This is a genomic window from Herpetosiphon gulosus (assembly GCF_039545135.1).
Lineage (GTDB): Bacteria > Chloroflexota > Chloroflexia > Chloroflexales > Herpetosiphonaceae > Herpetosiphon > Herpetosiphon gulosus.
Window position 1 is genome coordinate 20,267 of record NZ_BAABRU010000014.1, and the last position, 14,763, is coordinate 35,029.

Below are 14,763 nucleotides of genomic sequence, written 5' to 3' on the forward strand. Positions count from 1 at the left end.
AGGGATCGAAACATCGCTGGATGGGAGTTGTGCTTGGGAGCGGTCTCAAACAGCGTATTAAGTATTGTAGAGGTCAGGATTCAGTAATTAAGAGCATTGGGATGCCCTCACCCCCTCGCCCGCACGCGAGCGAGGGGGAATTGCTCCAAGAGTGCTACTCTCGCCCGCCGCAGGGGGCAGGGGGGTGAGGGACAGAATTGGTTGCGAACTTGATGAACCATCATACATAGCCAAACGTTAATGTATGTTCTTCATAATTTCAATCGATCTGACCCCTAGCATCTGACGGCTGATCCCTCAAACAAGGAGTTTACCAATGAAATTATCAATTGCCCGACGTTGGGTTATTGCCACCGGCTTAGCCACTGCCTTGATTGGCGCAATCCAAAGCCCAATCACCAATGCCCAAACTAGCCTCAGTTGCCAAGTTAATTATGTGGTTACCAACCAATGGGGCGGCGGGTTTCAAGCCGATGTGGTGGTGCGCAACACCGGAACCAGCGCGATCAACGGCTGGACGGTTGCTTGGAATGCTGCCAGTGGTCAGCAAGTTGGCCAAATGTGGAACGCCACCTTTAGCCAAAGTGGCACGCAGGTTAGTGCTAAAAATGTTGATTGGAACGCTAGCATTGCGGCTGGTGGGAGCCAAAGCTTTGGGTTTACTGCCACCACGACTGGGAGCTTGGCCGTGCCAAGCAGCTTTACAGTCAATGGCGTTGTTTGTGGCGGCAGCGTTAGCCCAACCGCAACCCGCACGCCAGCAGCGACCGCCACGCGGACTCCAGTTGCCACGGCAACCCGCACGCCAGCCGCGACCGCAACCCGCACACCTGTGGCAACAGCAACCCGTACTCCAGTTGCCACTGCTACCGTCGTTCCAACCAATCCACCTGTGAGCAATGGTTTGATTGGCTGGGCCACGGTTGCGGGCGCAGGTTTGAGCACAACCACTGGCGGTGCAGGTGGCAGCACGGTTACCGCAGTTAACTTTACTGAATTACAAAACTATGCCAAATCATCATCACCCATGATTATCAAGTTCTCAGGCACGATGCAAGGTACGCTGACCGTCGCCTCGAACAAAACGATCATCGGCAGCAATGGAGCCTTGATTCAAGGTAATGTCAAGATCTCAAACTCACAAAATATTATTCTGCAAAATTTTGCGATCAACGGCAATAGCTGCTCAAGCTACGATAACTGCCGTGCTGGCAGTGATGCCTTGGGGATTAGCAATTCGCACCACATTTGGGTTGATCATTTGACGATTACCAATGGACAAGATGGCAACTTCGATATCAATAATGGCTCCGATTTCATCACAGTTTCGTGGAGCAAATTCGGCTATACCACCAACAAAGAGCATCGTTTCTCGAATTTGATTGGTAGCTCGGATGATGCTGCCTCAACCGATAGCGGTAAATTAAACGTGACCTTCCATCATAACTGGTGGTTTGGTGGGGCAATGCAGCGCATGCCACGCACGCGCTTCGGCAAAATTCACGTATTCAATAATTTGTACACCACCACGGGCAACGATTATTGTGTTAGCTCAGGCTATCAGTCCAAAGTGTTGCTCGAAAATAATGCCTTTATCGGGGTCAATACACCGCACCGCTTGCACGATGGCGATCTCAAGGCCGTGGGCAACCTCTACCAAAATACCAGCGGCGACCAAATTAGCACTGGTGTTGCCTTCACGCCGCCCTACAGCTACAGCGCCGATTTGGCTAGCTCACTCAGCAGTTCAGTTCAGGCTGGTGCAGGGGCGAAGTAGTACGAGGGGTCAGGGGCTAGGATTCAGGGGTTAGAACATAGAATAGAGCAGAGAACATAGCATTAACCTTCGCGTTCTTCATGTTCTTTAGTAGTTTCAATCGACCTAGCTGTAATGGTTTATTGGATTAACAACCCGTTCTCGTGCCCTCACCCCCATCCCCGCTCCCACTGCGGCGGGAGCGGGGATGGGGGTGAGGGCACGGTTCCCCCTCGCCTCGCGTGCGGGAGCGGGGGCTAGGGGTGAGGGCATGCTGGCCGTTGTTAACGCGATAAACCATTACACCTAGCCCCTAGCCTCTGATCCCTGATCGCTCAAGAGTGGTTTCAAGCGTCCTAGCCCCTAACCTCTGATCCCTGACCTCTCAAATAAGGAGTACCAAAACCATGAACTATCGCTGGCGAATTTGCCTGCTATTAATTGCAATCTTACTGAGTAGTTTGAGTTATACCAACACCAATGCCCAAACTGGCTTAAGTTGCCAAGTTAATTATACGATCACCAACCAATGGGGCAGTGGGTTTCAAGCCGATGTGGTGGTGCGCAACACTGGAACCAGCGTGATCAACGGCTGGACAGTTGCTTGGAGTGCTACCAGCGGCCAACAAATTGGCCAAATGTGGAATGCAACCTTTAGCCAAAGTGGCAGCCAAGTTAGTGCCAAAAACGTTGATTGGAATGCGAACATCGCCGCTGCTGACAGCCAAAGCTTTGGATTTACCGCCACCACGACTGGGAACTTGGCCGCACCTAGTAGTTTTACGGTCAATGGTGTTGTTTGTGGTGGCAGCGTCAGCCCAACGGCAACTACTCCAGCGGCAACGCGCACGCCAACCAGTGTTCCGACGGCCACTCGTATTGCCACCAGCATACCAACCGTAACCAATGCTGCAACCAGCGTGCCGACGGCAACCCGCACACCAACCAGCGTGCCGACAGCCACCCCAAGCACAACCACAGGCCGCCAAATGGAAAAACTCAATCGTGGGATTATCAGCGTGCGCCAAGGCAGCAATAATTTTGTGAGCTGGCGCATGTTTGGCACTGATCCTAGCTCGATTGGCTTTAACCTCTACCGTGGCACAACCAAAGTTAACGCTAGTCCAATTACCAATGCCACCAGCTATCTGGATAGCGGCGCGGCGGCCAATAGCGTTTATACGGTGCGACCTGTGCTTGATGGGGTTGAACAAACTGCCTCAGAAAATTCGCTTAATTTTGCCAATGGCTATCTCGATGTGGCGTTGCAAATTCCGGCTGGTGGCACAACTCCCGATGGCGTAGCCTACACCTACACCGCCAATGATGCCAGCGTCGGCGACCTCGATGGCGATGGTCAATACGAAATTGTCTTGAAATGGGACCCAACCAATTCCAAGGATAATTCGCAATCTGGCTATACTGGCAATGTCTATCTTGATGGCTATAAATTGAACGGAACCCGTTTATGGCGCATCGATTTAGGTCGTAATATTCGGGCTGGGGCGCATTACACCCAATTTATGGTCTACGATTTGGATGGTGATGGCAAGGCCGAAGTTGCCGCCAAAACTGCCGATGGCACGCGCGATAATGCAGGTACAGTGATTGGCAATGCCAGCGCTGATTATCGTAACTCCAGCGGCTATATTCTTTCTGGCCCTGAATATTTGACCGTGTTCAATGGCCAAACTGGCGTGATTCGCTCGACCGTCAATTATGATCCTGCGCGGGGCACGGTTTCGGCGTGGGGCGATAGCTATGGCAACCGCGTTGATCGCTTTTTGGGTGGAATTGCCTACCTCGATGGTCAACGCCCTAGTTTGATTATGAGCCGTGGCTACTACACTCGCAGCGTAATCGCTGCCTGGGATTTTCGCAATGGCAGCCTGACCAAGCGTTGGACTTTCGATAGCAATGTATCGGGCAGCCAATATGCTGGTCAAGGTAATCATAGCCTTTCGATTGCCGATGTCGATCAAGATGGTAAAGATGAGGTTATCTTCGGAGCCATGACGATTAATGATAATGGCCAGCCGCTGTGGAATACCCGCAACGGTCACGGCGATGCCATGCACGTCGGCGATCTCGATCCAAGTCGGGCTGGCTTAGAAGTATATAAAGTCAGCGAAGATGCATCCAAGCCTAGCTCGTGGTTTGCCGATGCCCGCACAGGCCAAATTTTGTGGCAAACAGCAGCAGGCGGCGACAACGGGCGCGGCGTTTCGGGCGATATTTGGGCGGGCAGCCCAGGCGCTGAATCGTGGTCATCGATGGATAGCAATTTGCGTAGCGTCAGCGGCGCAACCCTTGGCCGCAAGCCATCGGCCACCAACTTCTTGATTTGGTGGGATGGCGACCCAGTCCGTGAATTACTCGATGCCACCCGCATCGACAAATATGGCACAGCGGGCGATACGCGCTTGTTGACTGGCAGCAATGTTAGTTCCAACAACAGCACCAAATCCACTCCAGCGCTCAGCGGCGATATTTTGGGCGATTGGCGCGAAGAGGTGATTTGGCGGACCAGCGATAACACGGCACTACGAATTTATTCAACCAGCACCAGCACCAACCGCCGCATCTTCACCCTGATGCACGATGCCCAATATCGAGTGGCGATTGCTTGGCAAAACACCGCCTACAATCAGCCGCCGCATCCCAGCTTTTTCTTGGGCGACGGCATGAGCAACCCACCGCAACCGAGTATCTACTTGCGCTAAATTGATCTAGCTCAAATTTAAGCACCAAAGGCCGAGGAATTTCCTCGGTCTTGATTTTTATCAGTTTTTCGACCAAATTTCAGTTATATCGTGGCACTTCTGACACCCATAAAATGTACTTTAGGGGGTGCAGGGGGATGAAAACCCACTGCGTTTCCCGCCTTGAGGCGGGACGGAAGGGTGGTGAAAATGATGCAATCACCAAGTGAATTGAAACCATTTGCATAGCCTTTTTATCAACTTGACAGAGTTTCGGCTTAACGGCACAATTGCAAGCGCTTACAGAATATCCGTTAACGATACCGGAAACGTTACCGAAAGCAAAAATCAGCGGTTTCACCCAAATTATGCTAGCCCAAGCTCAAAAAATCACGATCCTGCATGCGTGGCAACTGCCATTTCTGGGCTGTCGAATGGCAATTGCTGACTTGACTATGACAGTCATCTGGCTCAATGAGGACAAACGAATATGCAGTATGAGCAACAAATCGAAGCATTGTTGGCCCAAATGACCCTCACCGAGAAGATTGGCCAAATGCGCCAACTTCATGGCACTGGTGAAACCCAGCAACAACTGGTGCGCGAAGGCAACTTAGGGTCGGTTCTGAATGTGATTGATGCCGAGGCCCACGAAATTCAGCGCATCGCTGTCGAAGAATCACGCTTGGGAATTCCCCTGTTAATTGGCCGCGATGTGATCCACGGTTTTCGCACAATTTTCCCAATTCCACTTGGTCAGGCTGCTTCGTTTAATCCTCAGCTTGTACGCGAAGCCGCCCGGATTGCCGCCCGCGAAGCCTCAGCCTCAGGTATCAACTGGACGTTCGCCCCGATGATCGATATTTCGCGTGACCCACGTTGGGGCCGGATCGCCGAAAGCTGTGGCGAGGATGCCTATCTTTCGAGCTTGATGGGTGTGGCAATGGTCGAGGGCTTTCAAGGCGACGATTTGACCGCCCCCGATGCAATTGCTGCTTGTGCTAAGCATTATGTGGGCTATGGCGCAAGCGAAAATGGCCGTGATTACAATACCGCTTGGATTCCCGAAGTGCTCTTGCGTGATGTTTATTTAGCGCCATTCCAAGCTGCCGCCGATGCTGGCGTGGCTACCATGATGAGCGCCTTCCACGATTTGAATGGCGTGCCAACCTCGGGCAACGAATTTACGCTGCGCCAAATTTTAAAAGGTGAGTGGAACTACGATGGCATGGTGGTCAGCGATTGGGCTTCAGTTGCCGAAATGATCGCTCATGGCTATGCCGCCGATTTGCGTGATGCGGCCTTGAAAGGCGTAACAGCTGGGGTAGATATGGAAATGGCCAGCACCAGCTATGCCGAATATCTGGCTGAATTGATCGAAACTGGCGCACTCAGCCTCGATTTAATTGATGATGCAGTGCGGCGGGTGTTGCGCATCAAGTTCCGTTTGGGCTTGTTTGATCAACCCTACGCCAACGCTGCGGCGGCTGAATCAGTAGTTGCACCTGATCATTTGGCTTTGGCTCGCCAAATTGCCAAAGAAAGTTGTGTGTTGTTGAGCAATCAAGCAACTTTGCCGCTTAACCCAGAGCAAACGAAGGTTGCAATCATTGGCCCGCTCGCCAACCATGCCGCCGATCAGCTTGGCTGCTGGGTGTTCGATGGCAAGCCCGAAGATAGCCAAACCCCGTTGCAAGCGATTCGCGAATTGCTTGGTGCTGAGCGGGTGCACTTTGCTCAAGGCCTGCCCGAAGCTCGCAGTTTAGATCAAAGTTTGTTTGGCGAGGCGGTGGCGGCGGCTCAGTCTGCTGATGTGGTTATTGCCTTTTTAGGTGAAGATGCTGGCTTGAGTGGCGAAGCCCATAGCCGCGCCTTCATCGATTTACCTGGGGCACAACTGGCGTTGGTCGATGCCTTGGTGTCAACGGGCAAGCCCGTGGTTGCGGTCGTGATGGCTGGGCGCTCGTTGGTGTTGGGCGAATTGCAGGATAAAGTGCAGGCAATATTGTATGCGTGGCATCCTGGAACCATGGCTGGCCCTGCGATCGCCGATTTACTGTTTGGCTTGGATAATCCTTCAGGCCGCTTGCCGATTAGCTTCCCGCGTACTGTTGGCCAAGTGCCAATTTACTACAGCCGCAAAAATACTGGTCGCCCACCAAGCGAAGATGCCCCAAGCATTCCCACGGGCACGCCGCTTGATCCTAGTGGTTTTACCTCAAGCTATCTCGACGTTGATCATCGGCCCTTGTTTGCTTTTGGCTATGGCTTGAGCTACACCACATTTGGCTATAGCAATTTGCGCGTATCTAGCCCAAAAATAGGGTTTGATCAAACGCTCAGCATCACCGCTACGATCACCAACACCGGTAAACTTGCTGGCTCAGAAGTGGTGCAATTGTATATTCGCGATGTGGTTGGCTGTATGACTCGGCCAATCAAAGAACTCAAAGGCTTCCAACGAATTTATTTAGAGCCAGGCCAGAGCCAAGCAGTAACATTTGAACTGAGCAGCACTGATTTGAGCTTCCACAACAACGCCATGCAACGCATCGTCGAGCCAGGTGAATTCAACCTTTGGGTTGCGCCAAGCAGCCTTGGTGGTTTGCAGGCAAGCTTTGAATTAGTGGCATAGAGTGAGAACATAGAACAAAGAGCATAGAACCAGTGTCGATCCACGAAGGACACGAAGAACCACGAAGAAAAATTGGCTATTGGCTTTTGAACGAATGTTCCGATAGCCAATAGCCTACAGCCATAATTCCTCTGTGCCAAAACCTGATGATTGTATTCGTAAGCATTCTGTAAGATTTGATACACATAAATCTATCTATACTAGATGAGCAAAAATCGATCTTTGGAGGATAGTATGCGCCATCTACGTAGGGTCATGCTCGGTATGCTTGGTTTGAGTTTGCTGTCGGCCTGTGGGAGTGCAGCCAATCCTACTACCCCATCATCACCAGTGGTTGCGGCTACGGCTACTACCGCCGCGACAGCAACCGCCAGTGTAGCCGACTCAGGCAATGCCAATCAGGCATCAACCATAATTCCAGCAACGCCGAATGCACCGGAACCAACGGTTGTGCCAACAGTCGCGAATCTTGCAGTTTGGCAAACGTTGCCATTAATCAATGCGCGAACTGGTGAATCGTTTACCCTCGCAGATTTTCATGGTAAGACCATCTACGTTGAGCCGATGGCAACATGGTGTAGTAATTGTCGTAAACAGCTTACAATTGTTGCTGAGACTCAAGCCCAACTGAATAATCCCGATGTTGTGTTTATTGGGCTAAGCGTTGAAACCGATCTTGCCGCAAGCGATCTCGCGGCCTATGCTGATGCTGCGGGATTTGATTGGCTTTTTGCGGTGAGTACTCCCGAGATGTTGCGCGAATTAACCGCAGTATTTGGTCGAACCATCACCAATCCTCCGGCAACGCCACATTTTATTATTCGCCCTGATGGAACGACGACTGAACTCAGCACGGGAATCGACCCAAGCGATGGCTTAATCAGGGCACTGCAAGCAGCAGGAGCAACTGCACCATGAGCCAGTATTTTGAGGCTTTTCTGTTAGGCAATGGGGCGATTCTCGGCAATGTTTGTATGTTGCCACTCTACCCTGGGATGCTGGCCTATTTGGCAGGAACTCAAAAACAGGCGCGACCTGCTTGGTTTATGGCCGGATTGGGAATCTTGGTGCTGAGTGGCATTTTAACCCTCATGTTGGTGGTTGGCTTGATCGCATTTTTATTGCAACAATCGCTTAGCACGATTTTGCCAGTGCTTTTACCACTGCTCTATGGCACGGTGATAATCCTTGGTATTTTGATGCTGCTTGATCGCAATCCATTTACCCGTATGAGCCAACTCCAAATACCGATTATGCGCCATCCAGCTGCGGGCGCTTTTATCTATGGGCTTGGTTTAGGCCCAATGACCTTGCCCTGTACTGGCCCATTAGTGATCAGTGCCTTTCTCTTGGGTGTTGGCGACCCAATAGCCTTGATTGACGGAATCCTCTACTTTGTATGGTTTGGTGTGGGCTTTGGCTGGCCGTTGGTGGTATTGCCACTATTTGCCCAACCTATTCAACGGGCGTTTACCAAGTGGACAACCCGTTCGCATAGTTGGCTCAATCGCTTCTCTGGAATCTTGCTACTAGCAATTGGGCTATTTGGGATTGTGGTAGAAGTGCTGCCAAATCTGTAGCCACATCAGCATAGAACATAGCTGTAATGGATTATGAGGTTAACAACCAGTGCTCGTGCCCTCACCCCCAGCCCCTCTCCCACGGCGGCGGGCGAGGGGAGCACTGTTGGAGCGGTTCCCCCTCGCCGCGCGTGCGGGAGAGGGGGCGAGGGGGTGAGGGCATGCCATGCGTTGCCAACCCAATGAACCATTACACATAGAACATAGAACCAGTAAGAACCACGAAGACTGATTAGTTTGCTTCGTGGTTCTTCGTGTCCTTCGCGGTTAAATATGTTCTTTTGGATTAAAATAGATCTGTCCAGTGTTTTACCTTCATCCACAAGGAACAAAATTATGTCGCTTGCCTTGAATGTACTTAATCAGAGCCAGCCAAGTTGTGCTGGTTGTGGTGGTTTATGTTGCCGCTCGTTTGTATTACCAATTGATACCCCCGAAACCCGTGAGGATTTTGATGTGTTGCGCTGGTTGGTGCTGCATCGTGGAGTCAAATGCTTAGTCAAGCAATCGGTCTGGGAATTGGAAATTGCCCTGCCATGCGAACATTTGCAAGAAGATAGCCGCTGTGGGATTTATATGCAGCGCCCGAATGTTTGTGTTGAGTATGAAGTTGCAACCTGTGAGCGCCATCAGCCACCGCATTTCGAAGCAGTGATTGACAACGAACATGCTTTGCGGGCCTGGGTTTTCTCGCGCTACGGCATGTATCCCGATGACCCCGATTTTCCCTATGGCGAGCAAACGATTCGGGTTGGTTTGTTTTAAGCGCGATCATCGGTATCATGTGCCCAGCGAACGTCTAGTGATAAGGAACGATCAATGTCGATCATTCAGAGTACGCTCGATATCCATAGCCCTGAATTTCACCAAAATGTTGATTTTCATCGCCAATTAAGCGCCGAATTGCGCCAACAGACCCAGCAAATTGCCCAAGGTGGTAGCGCCGAAGCGCGTGCCCGTCACGAACGCCGAGGCAAATTACTGGTGCGTGATCGGATCGAGCGTTTGCTTGATCCTGGGAGTGCTTGGCTCGAAATTGGCACATTGGCCGCGTGGCAAGTCTACGACGATGATGTGCCAGCAGCTGGTGTCATTACCGGAATTGGGCGGGTATCGGGAGTTGAAGTGCTGATCGTTGCCAACGATGCCACGGTCAAGGGCGGCACATATTATCCATTAACTGTCAAAAAACATTTGCGTGCCCAAGAAATTGCCTTGCAAAATCATCTCCCTTGTATTTATTTGGTTGATAGCGGTGGGGCATTCTTGCCTTTGCAAGCTGAGGTTTTCCCCGATCGCGAACATTTTGGGCGGATTTTCTACAATCAAGCGCAAATGTCGGCCTTGGGTATTCCACAAATTGCGGTGGTGATGGGTAGTTGTACCGCTGGCGGAGCCTATGTGCCAGCCATGAGCGATGAAGTTGTGATTGTACGCGAACAAGGCACGATCTTTTTGGGTGGCCCGCCCCTGGTCAAAGCAGCAACTGGCGAGATTGTTAGCGCCGAGGATTTAGGCGGCGCTGATGTGCATACCCGCCTATCAGGTGTTGCCGACCATTTTGCTGATAACGATGAGCATGCCTTGGCAATTACACGCTCGATTGTGGCCAATTTGCAGCGGCGCAAAGCTAACCCATGGCCGCTGCGCACGCCCGAAGCGCCACGCTACGATCCCCAAGAATTGTATGGCATTATTCCCGCCGATACTCGTAAACAATTCGATGTACGCGAAATTATCGCCCGTATTGTCGATGGCTCGCGCTTGGATGAATTCAAGGCGCGTTATGGCACAACCTTGGTGACGGGCTTTTCACACATTTATGGTCATCCAGTGGGCATTTTGGCCAACAACGGCATTTTATTCTCCGAGAGTGCCCTCAAGGCGGCGCACTTTATTGAGCTTTGTAACAAACGCGCGATTCCGCTGCTGTTTTTGCAAAATATCACGGGCTTTATGGTGGGCCGCGAATACGAGCAACGTGGGATTGCCAAAGATGGTGCCAAAATGGTGATGGCAGTATCGAATGCTCGTGTGCCAAAATTTACTGTAGTGATCGGCGGCTCGTTTGGTGCTGGCAACTATGGCATGTGTGGCCGAGCCTATAGCCCGCGCCAACTCTGGATGTGGCCCAATAGCCGCATCTCGGTGATGGGTGGTTCGCAAGCAGCCAACGTGTTGCTGACCGTGCGCCGCGATGGCTTGCAAGCCAAAGGCCAAGACATGAGTTTGGCGGAGCAACAAGCCTTTATGCAGCCAATTCTCGATAAATACGAGGCTGAGGGCAACCCCTATTATTCCAGTGCTCGTTTGTGGGATGATGGGATTCTTGATCCGGTTGATACGCGCATGGCCTTGGCGCTGGGTTTATCGGCAGCCGCCAATGCGCCATTAGCTGATGTTAAATATGGTGTGTTTCGGATGTAATGTGCTGAACTGCCCCCTTGATTATGAGTCGAGGGGGCATTTGATCTACTAAGGCCACGAAGGGTTGGAACCACGAAAAACGCAAAGGGTTATTTTTTAGCCACAGATTAGCACAGATGGATTTGATTCTCATTCTATGCCTATTACCACTAGTCCCTGACACCTGAATCCTGCTCCCTCGCACTCTCTGCGCCTCTGCGTTAAACTAAAATTCCATTTTTAGCCAGGAATTACCCGAATAATACTCCCATAGCTCTCAGCTAATAGCCCTATTTATTATCATTCATCCCTCATCCTTCATCCTTCATCCTTGGTTTTACGGTACACTAAGCAGCAATTAACTGAAGGAATGAAAAAATGCACATAGAAATTCTCTATCGCGACGAGCAAATCGTGGTGATCAATAAACCAACTGGGGTAGCAACCCACGCGCCTCAAGGCGATTTGGCATTAACCGATGTTGAACGCGCCTTGCGTGCCCAATTGCAGCTTGAGTATTTGGCGATTCATCAGCGACTTGATCGCGATACCTCGGGTGTGATGCTGTTTGCGCTTGACCCCGCTGCCAACGCCAATTTAGCCACGGCCTTTGCTGAACATACGATTGAAAAAACCTACCAAGCCTTGGTGTATGGCGTGCCCAGCCAAAGCCAAGGGATGATCGATGCTGCCTTAGCGCCTGCTGGCGATGGCATGATCCAAGTTGCCCCAGCCCATGATCGGCGTGCTCAATCAGCAATTACTCATTATCGCGTCTTGACCAGCAGCCCTGATCAGCGATTTAGCTTGGTGGAATTACAGCCAAAAACTGGCCGAACCCATCAATTACGAGTGCACTGCGAATTTTTGGGCCATCCAATTGTTGGCGATTCGCTGTATGATGTGGCCCGAGCCGCCCCCCGACTTATGCTGCATGCCAGCGAATTACGTTTTACCCACCCGCTTACCCAACAGCCGTTGCATGTTCAAGCGCCAGCCCCAGCTTTGTTCGCACGAGTGGCTCAAGGCTTGCCCGAATTACAACAAAGCAATGAGCTAGCAGCGCTCAATGGCTTAATTGAGTTGGCGGCTGAGCGGCGGGCGGTGCTCGCAGCCGATCCTGCTACAACGATTTTTCGGGTGTTTCATGGCCCAAGCGATGGCCTGACTCATCCATGGCTTCAGCATTGGACGGTCGATAAACTTGATCAGGTATTAGTTGCCTCGTGCTATGACGAAAAAGTGCGTCAAGTGCCAGCCAGCTTAATCAATGCTTTGGTTGCGCAATGGCAGCCGCAAGCAATTTATGCCAAATATCGCCCACGCACCGCTGCCAAAGTTGATGATGCCACAATGGCTGAGCTAGCTCCTACTAGGCCAGTGTGGGGTGAGCCAGTTGAGCAAGTGGTGGTGCAAGAAGCTGGGTTAAGCTATGAATTACGCCCCAACGATGGTTTGAGCATTGGTTTATATGCCGATATGCGCGAAACTCGCCAACGGGTGCGCAATTTGGTTGCCAAGCGTCAACTGCGGGTGCTCAATACCTTTGCCTATACCTGTGGCTTTGGGGTGGCGGCCTTTGCCGATGCACCCGAGGCAATCGTGACCAATCTTGATCTGTCGCGGCGCTCGTTGGATTGGGGCAAAATTAATTATGGCCTGAATCAATTGGTTGTTGAAGATCGCCAGTTTGTGTTTGGCGATGTTTTTGATTGGCTTAGCCGTTGGGTACGCCAAGGTCGCCAATTCGATCTGGTGATTCTTGATCCACCGTCATTTGCTCGCAATCGTGGTAAGCGCTGGCGAGCCGAAGAAGATTATGCCGATTTGGTGGCCTTGGCGGTGCAGTTGTTGCCAGTAGATGGGCATCTGATCGCTTGCTGTAACCATGTTGGGCTTTCGCGGCGGCAATTTCGCGGCCAAGTTGAACGCGGTATGCAGCAAGGACGGTGGCATGGCACGATTGAAGCCAATTATCCGGCCTCACCCTTAGATTACCCCGCTGCCTATGGCGAAAGCCACTTGAAAATTATTTTGGCGAGTGGTCAAACCAACGATTAATGTGGCTTTAAACTTCTGATGTATAGTAGAGAGCGGAGTATTTTGCTGTTTAAGGTCGGAGCGCAATGGAACGTCAACAAGTGCAAGTTCGTTTGGCTAGCAGCGCCGATTATCCGGCGGTGATTGCGGTAACTTATGCGGCCTATGCCCCGCAACGGGCCAAAAGCGAGCTATATGCCTATGTCTATAACGAAACCGTCGAGAGCCTGAGCGCCTCGCAGGCCAAGCATCCCAATTGGCAGATTTTGGTGGTTGAAGAGGCAGGCCAGATTGTAGCAGCAGTGCGCGTTGGCACATTCAGCCCAACCGACACCGACTTGCACCTCTGGCGTTTGAGCGTCGATCCTGCCGCTCAAGGTCGCGGTTATGGCAAGCTTTTGGTGCAAACCGTCGAACAATGGGCCAGTGCTCAAGGCTATCAAAGCATTTCGTTGGGAGCGCTCGAAGTTTCGCCCGAAAATCAGGCGATGTACGAGCGTTGGGGCTATCGCTATCACGAGCGTCGCGAAATGACTAGCGCTCCTGGTAATTTTTACGCCATCCTGCATAAGCCAACTAAGCGTATAGCGAATCAAACTGTGGCGACCTACGAAACAATCGCTGAGGATTATCAGCAACGACGGGGTGCAATTAACCCTTGGATTTTAGAATCACGTGATCGTTTTATGCACCACTTGGTGGCACCCGCTAAAATTCTTGAGGTTGGTTGTGGGCCTGGCCGCGATGCCTTGATGCTGCACGAGGCTGGTTATCAGGTGCTTGGACTAGACCCGACTTGGGCTATGTTGCAACTTGCCAAGCATGCTGAGGTGAATTTGATTGCTGGTGATGCGCGGAGTTTGCCGATTGCCACGGCTAGCGTGCAAGGAGTTTGGGCGCAAGCCTCGCTGTTGCACCTGCCACATTTGGAATTTTCGCTGGCCTTGAATGAAATTGCCCGCGTCTTGCAATCGCAAGGGATTTTTTATTTCAGCCTAAAAGTTGGCGAAGGCGAACAAATGCATGCTGATGGGCGCTTCTTTGCCTATCATCAACCAGAATTGGTGACCAAGGCTTTGGCTGGGGTTGGCTTGAAGGTGCTTGAACAATGGGTGGTTGAGGCTGATATTCCCAATAATCCGCCATGGGTCAAAACGATTGCTCGAAAGGAGCCTGCATGAGCGAACCAAAAATTCCCTTCAGCGCCAAAATGTGGTTTGCCTGGGGCCAAAGTTGCACCTATTGGGGCAATCGCACGCTTTCCAAGCAACTCTATCGTTGGGCCTTCAATGCCTATACCCGTGCCCAAACCTATGCACCGTGGTGGGGTATGCCCGTTTTGCGGCGGGCGGTGATTCGTGGACGCGAGCTTGATGATTATGCTGGAGCTGTGCGCGACTTTGGTGATCTGATCAAGCTGGAGCCTGAGTGGGCCGAGCCATATTTGCAACGTGGCATTTTGCATAGTTTTCATGGCTTGCATGCAGCAGCACGCGCGATAGCCGATTTTGATCAATTTTTGAAGTTGGCTCCAGCGACCCATAGTTGGCGGGTCGATGCCGAGCGTTTGACTGAACGTTTACGCGAAGAATTACAAGAACGCGGCTGGAGCGAAAGTACCGAGTAGCTCCAGCCGCGTTTGGG

The 14,763-nt window shown here is 51.6% G+C and carries 10 protein-coding genes; all 10 read left to right on the forward strand.

The features are described from left to right. The first annotated feature begins 316 nt into the window (after positions 1-316). The 10 genes from ABEB26_RS18500 (at position 317) to ABEB26_RS18545 (ending at position 14,746) form a co-directional block, all read left to right on the forward strand. Positions 317-1,777, forward strand: a complete 1,461-nt coding sequence (locus ABEB26_RS18500) for a cellulose binding domain-containing protein (protein ID WP_345723519.1) — start codon at positions 317-319, stop codon at positions 1,775-1,777. Between the two features lie 386 nt (positions 1,778-2,163). Continuing rightward, positions 2,164-4,479: a rhamnogalacturonan lyase family protein gene (locus ABEB26_RS18505; protein WP_345723520.1), complete on the forward strand. Its 2,316-nt coding sequence runs from the start codon at positions 2,164-2,166 to the stop codon at positions 4,477-4,479. Between the two features lie 469 nt (positions 4,480-4,948). Then, a complete protein-coding gene (locus ABEB26_RS18510; RefSeq protein ID WP_345723521.1) occupies positions 4,949-7,093 on the forward strand; it encodes a glycoside hydrolase family 3 N-terminal domain-containing protein in 2,145 nt (714 codons plus the stop codon). 234 nt (positions 7,094-7,327) lie between these two features. Continuing rightward, positions 7,328-8,011, forward strand: a complete 684-nt coding sequence (locus tag ABEB26_RS18515) for a TlpA family protein disulfide reductase (RefSeq protein ID WP_345723522.1) — start codon at positions 7,328-7,330, stop codon at positions 8,009-8,011. After that, positions 8,008-8,673 (forward strand): cytochrome c biogenesis CcdA family protein, encoded by a 666-nt coding sequence (locus tag ABEB26_RS18520; protein ID WP_345723523.1) that lies wholly within the window; start codon positions 8,008-8,010, stop codon positions 8,671-8,673. Before ABEB26_RS18515 ends, ABEB26_RS18520 begins: the two co-directional genes overlap by 4 nt. Positions 8,674-9,009: 336 nt before the next feature. Next, positions 9,010-9,438 (forward strand): YkgJ family cysteine cluster protein, encoded by a 429-nt coding sequence (locus ABEB26_RS18525; protein WP_345723525.1) that lies wholly within the window; start codon positions 9,010-9,012, stop codon positions 9,436-9,438. A gap of 54 nt (positions 9,439-9,492) precedes the next feature. After that, positions 9,493-11,100, forward strand: a complete 1,608-nt coding sequence (locus tag ABEB26_RS18530; RefSeq protein WP_345723526.1) for a carboxyl transferase domain-containing protein — start codon at positions 9,493-9,495, stop codon at positions 11,098-11,100. A 357-nt stretch (positions 11,101-11,457) separates the two neighbouring features. Then, complete coding sequence (locus ABEB26_RS18535) at positions 11,458-13,140, forward strand: RluA/RlmK domain-containing protein (protein WP_345723527.1); 1,683 nt, start codon at positions 11,458-11,460, stop codon at positions 13,138-13,140. Positions 13,141-13,205: 65 nt separating this feature from the next. Continuing rightward, positions 13,206-14,300: a GNAT family N-acetyltransferase gene (locus ABEB26_RS18540; protein WP_345723528.1), complete on the forward strand. Its 1,095-nt coding sequence runs from the start codon at positions 13,206-13,208 to the stop codon at positions 14,298-14,300. After that, entirely contained in the window at positions 14,297-14,746 is a 450-nt protein-coding gene (locus ABEB26_RS18545; protein ID WP_345723529.1) for a tetratricopeptide repeat protein, read from the forward strand. The genes ABEB26_RS18540 and ABEB26_RS18545 overlap by 4 nt, the downstream gene beginning before the upstream one ends. Positions 14,747-14,763 lie beyond the last annotated feature (17 nt).

Bases quoted from the DNA above. Each gene is read 5' to 3' on its own strand.
- ABEB26_RS18500 (WP_345723519.1), top strand. From the start codon at position 317: ATGAAATTATCAATTGCCCGACGTTGGGTTATTGCCACCGGCTTAGCC.
- ABEB26_RS18505 (WP_345723520.1), top strand. From the start codon at position 2,164: ATGAACTATCGCTGGCGAATTTGCCTGCTATTAATTGCAATCTTACTG.
- ABEB26_RS18510 (WP_345723521.1), top strand. From the start codon at position 4,949: ATGCAGTATGAGCAACAAATCGAAGCATTGTTGGCCCAAATGACCCTC.
- ABEB26_RS18515 (WP_345723522.1), top strand. From the start codon at position 7,328: ATGCGCCATCTACGTAGGGTCATGCTCGGTATGCTTGGTTTGAGTTTG.
- ABEB26_RS18520 (WP_345723523.1), top strand. From the start codon at position 8,008: ATGAGCCAGTATTTTGAGGCTTTTCTGTTAGGCAATGGGGCGATTCTC.
- ABEB26_RS18525 (WP_345723525.1), top strand. From the start codon at position 9,010: ATGTCGCTTGCCTTGAATGTACTTAATCAGAGCCAGCCAAGTTGTGCT.
- ABEB26_RS18530 (WP_345723526.1), top strand. From the start codon at position 9,493: ATGTCGATCATTCAGAGTACGCTCGATATCCATAGCCCTGAATTTCAC.
- ABEB26_RS18535 (WP_345723527.1), top strand. From the start codon at position 11,458: ATGCACATAGAAATTCTCTATCGCGACGAGCAAATCGTGGTGATCAAT.
- ABEB26_RS18540 (WP_345723528.1), top strand. From the start codon at position 13,206: ATGGAACGTCAACAAGTGCAAGTTCGTTTGGCTAGCAGCGCCGATTAT.
- ABEB26_RS18545 (WP_345723529.1), top strand. From the start codon at position 14,297: ATGAGCGAACCAAAAATTCCCTTCAGCGCCAAAATGTGGTTTGCCTGG.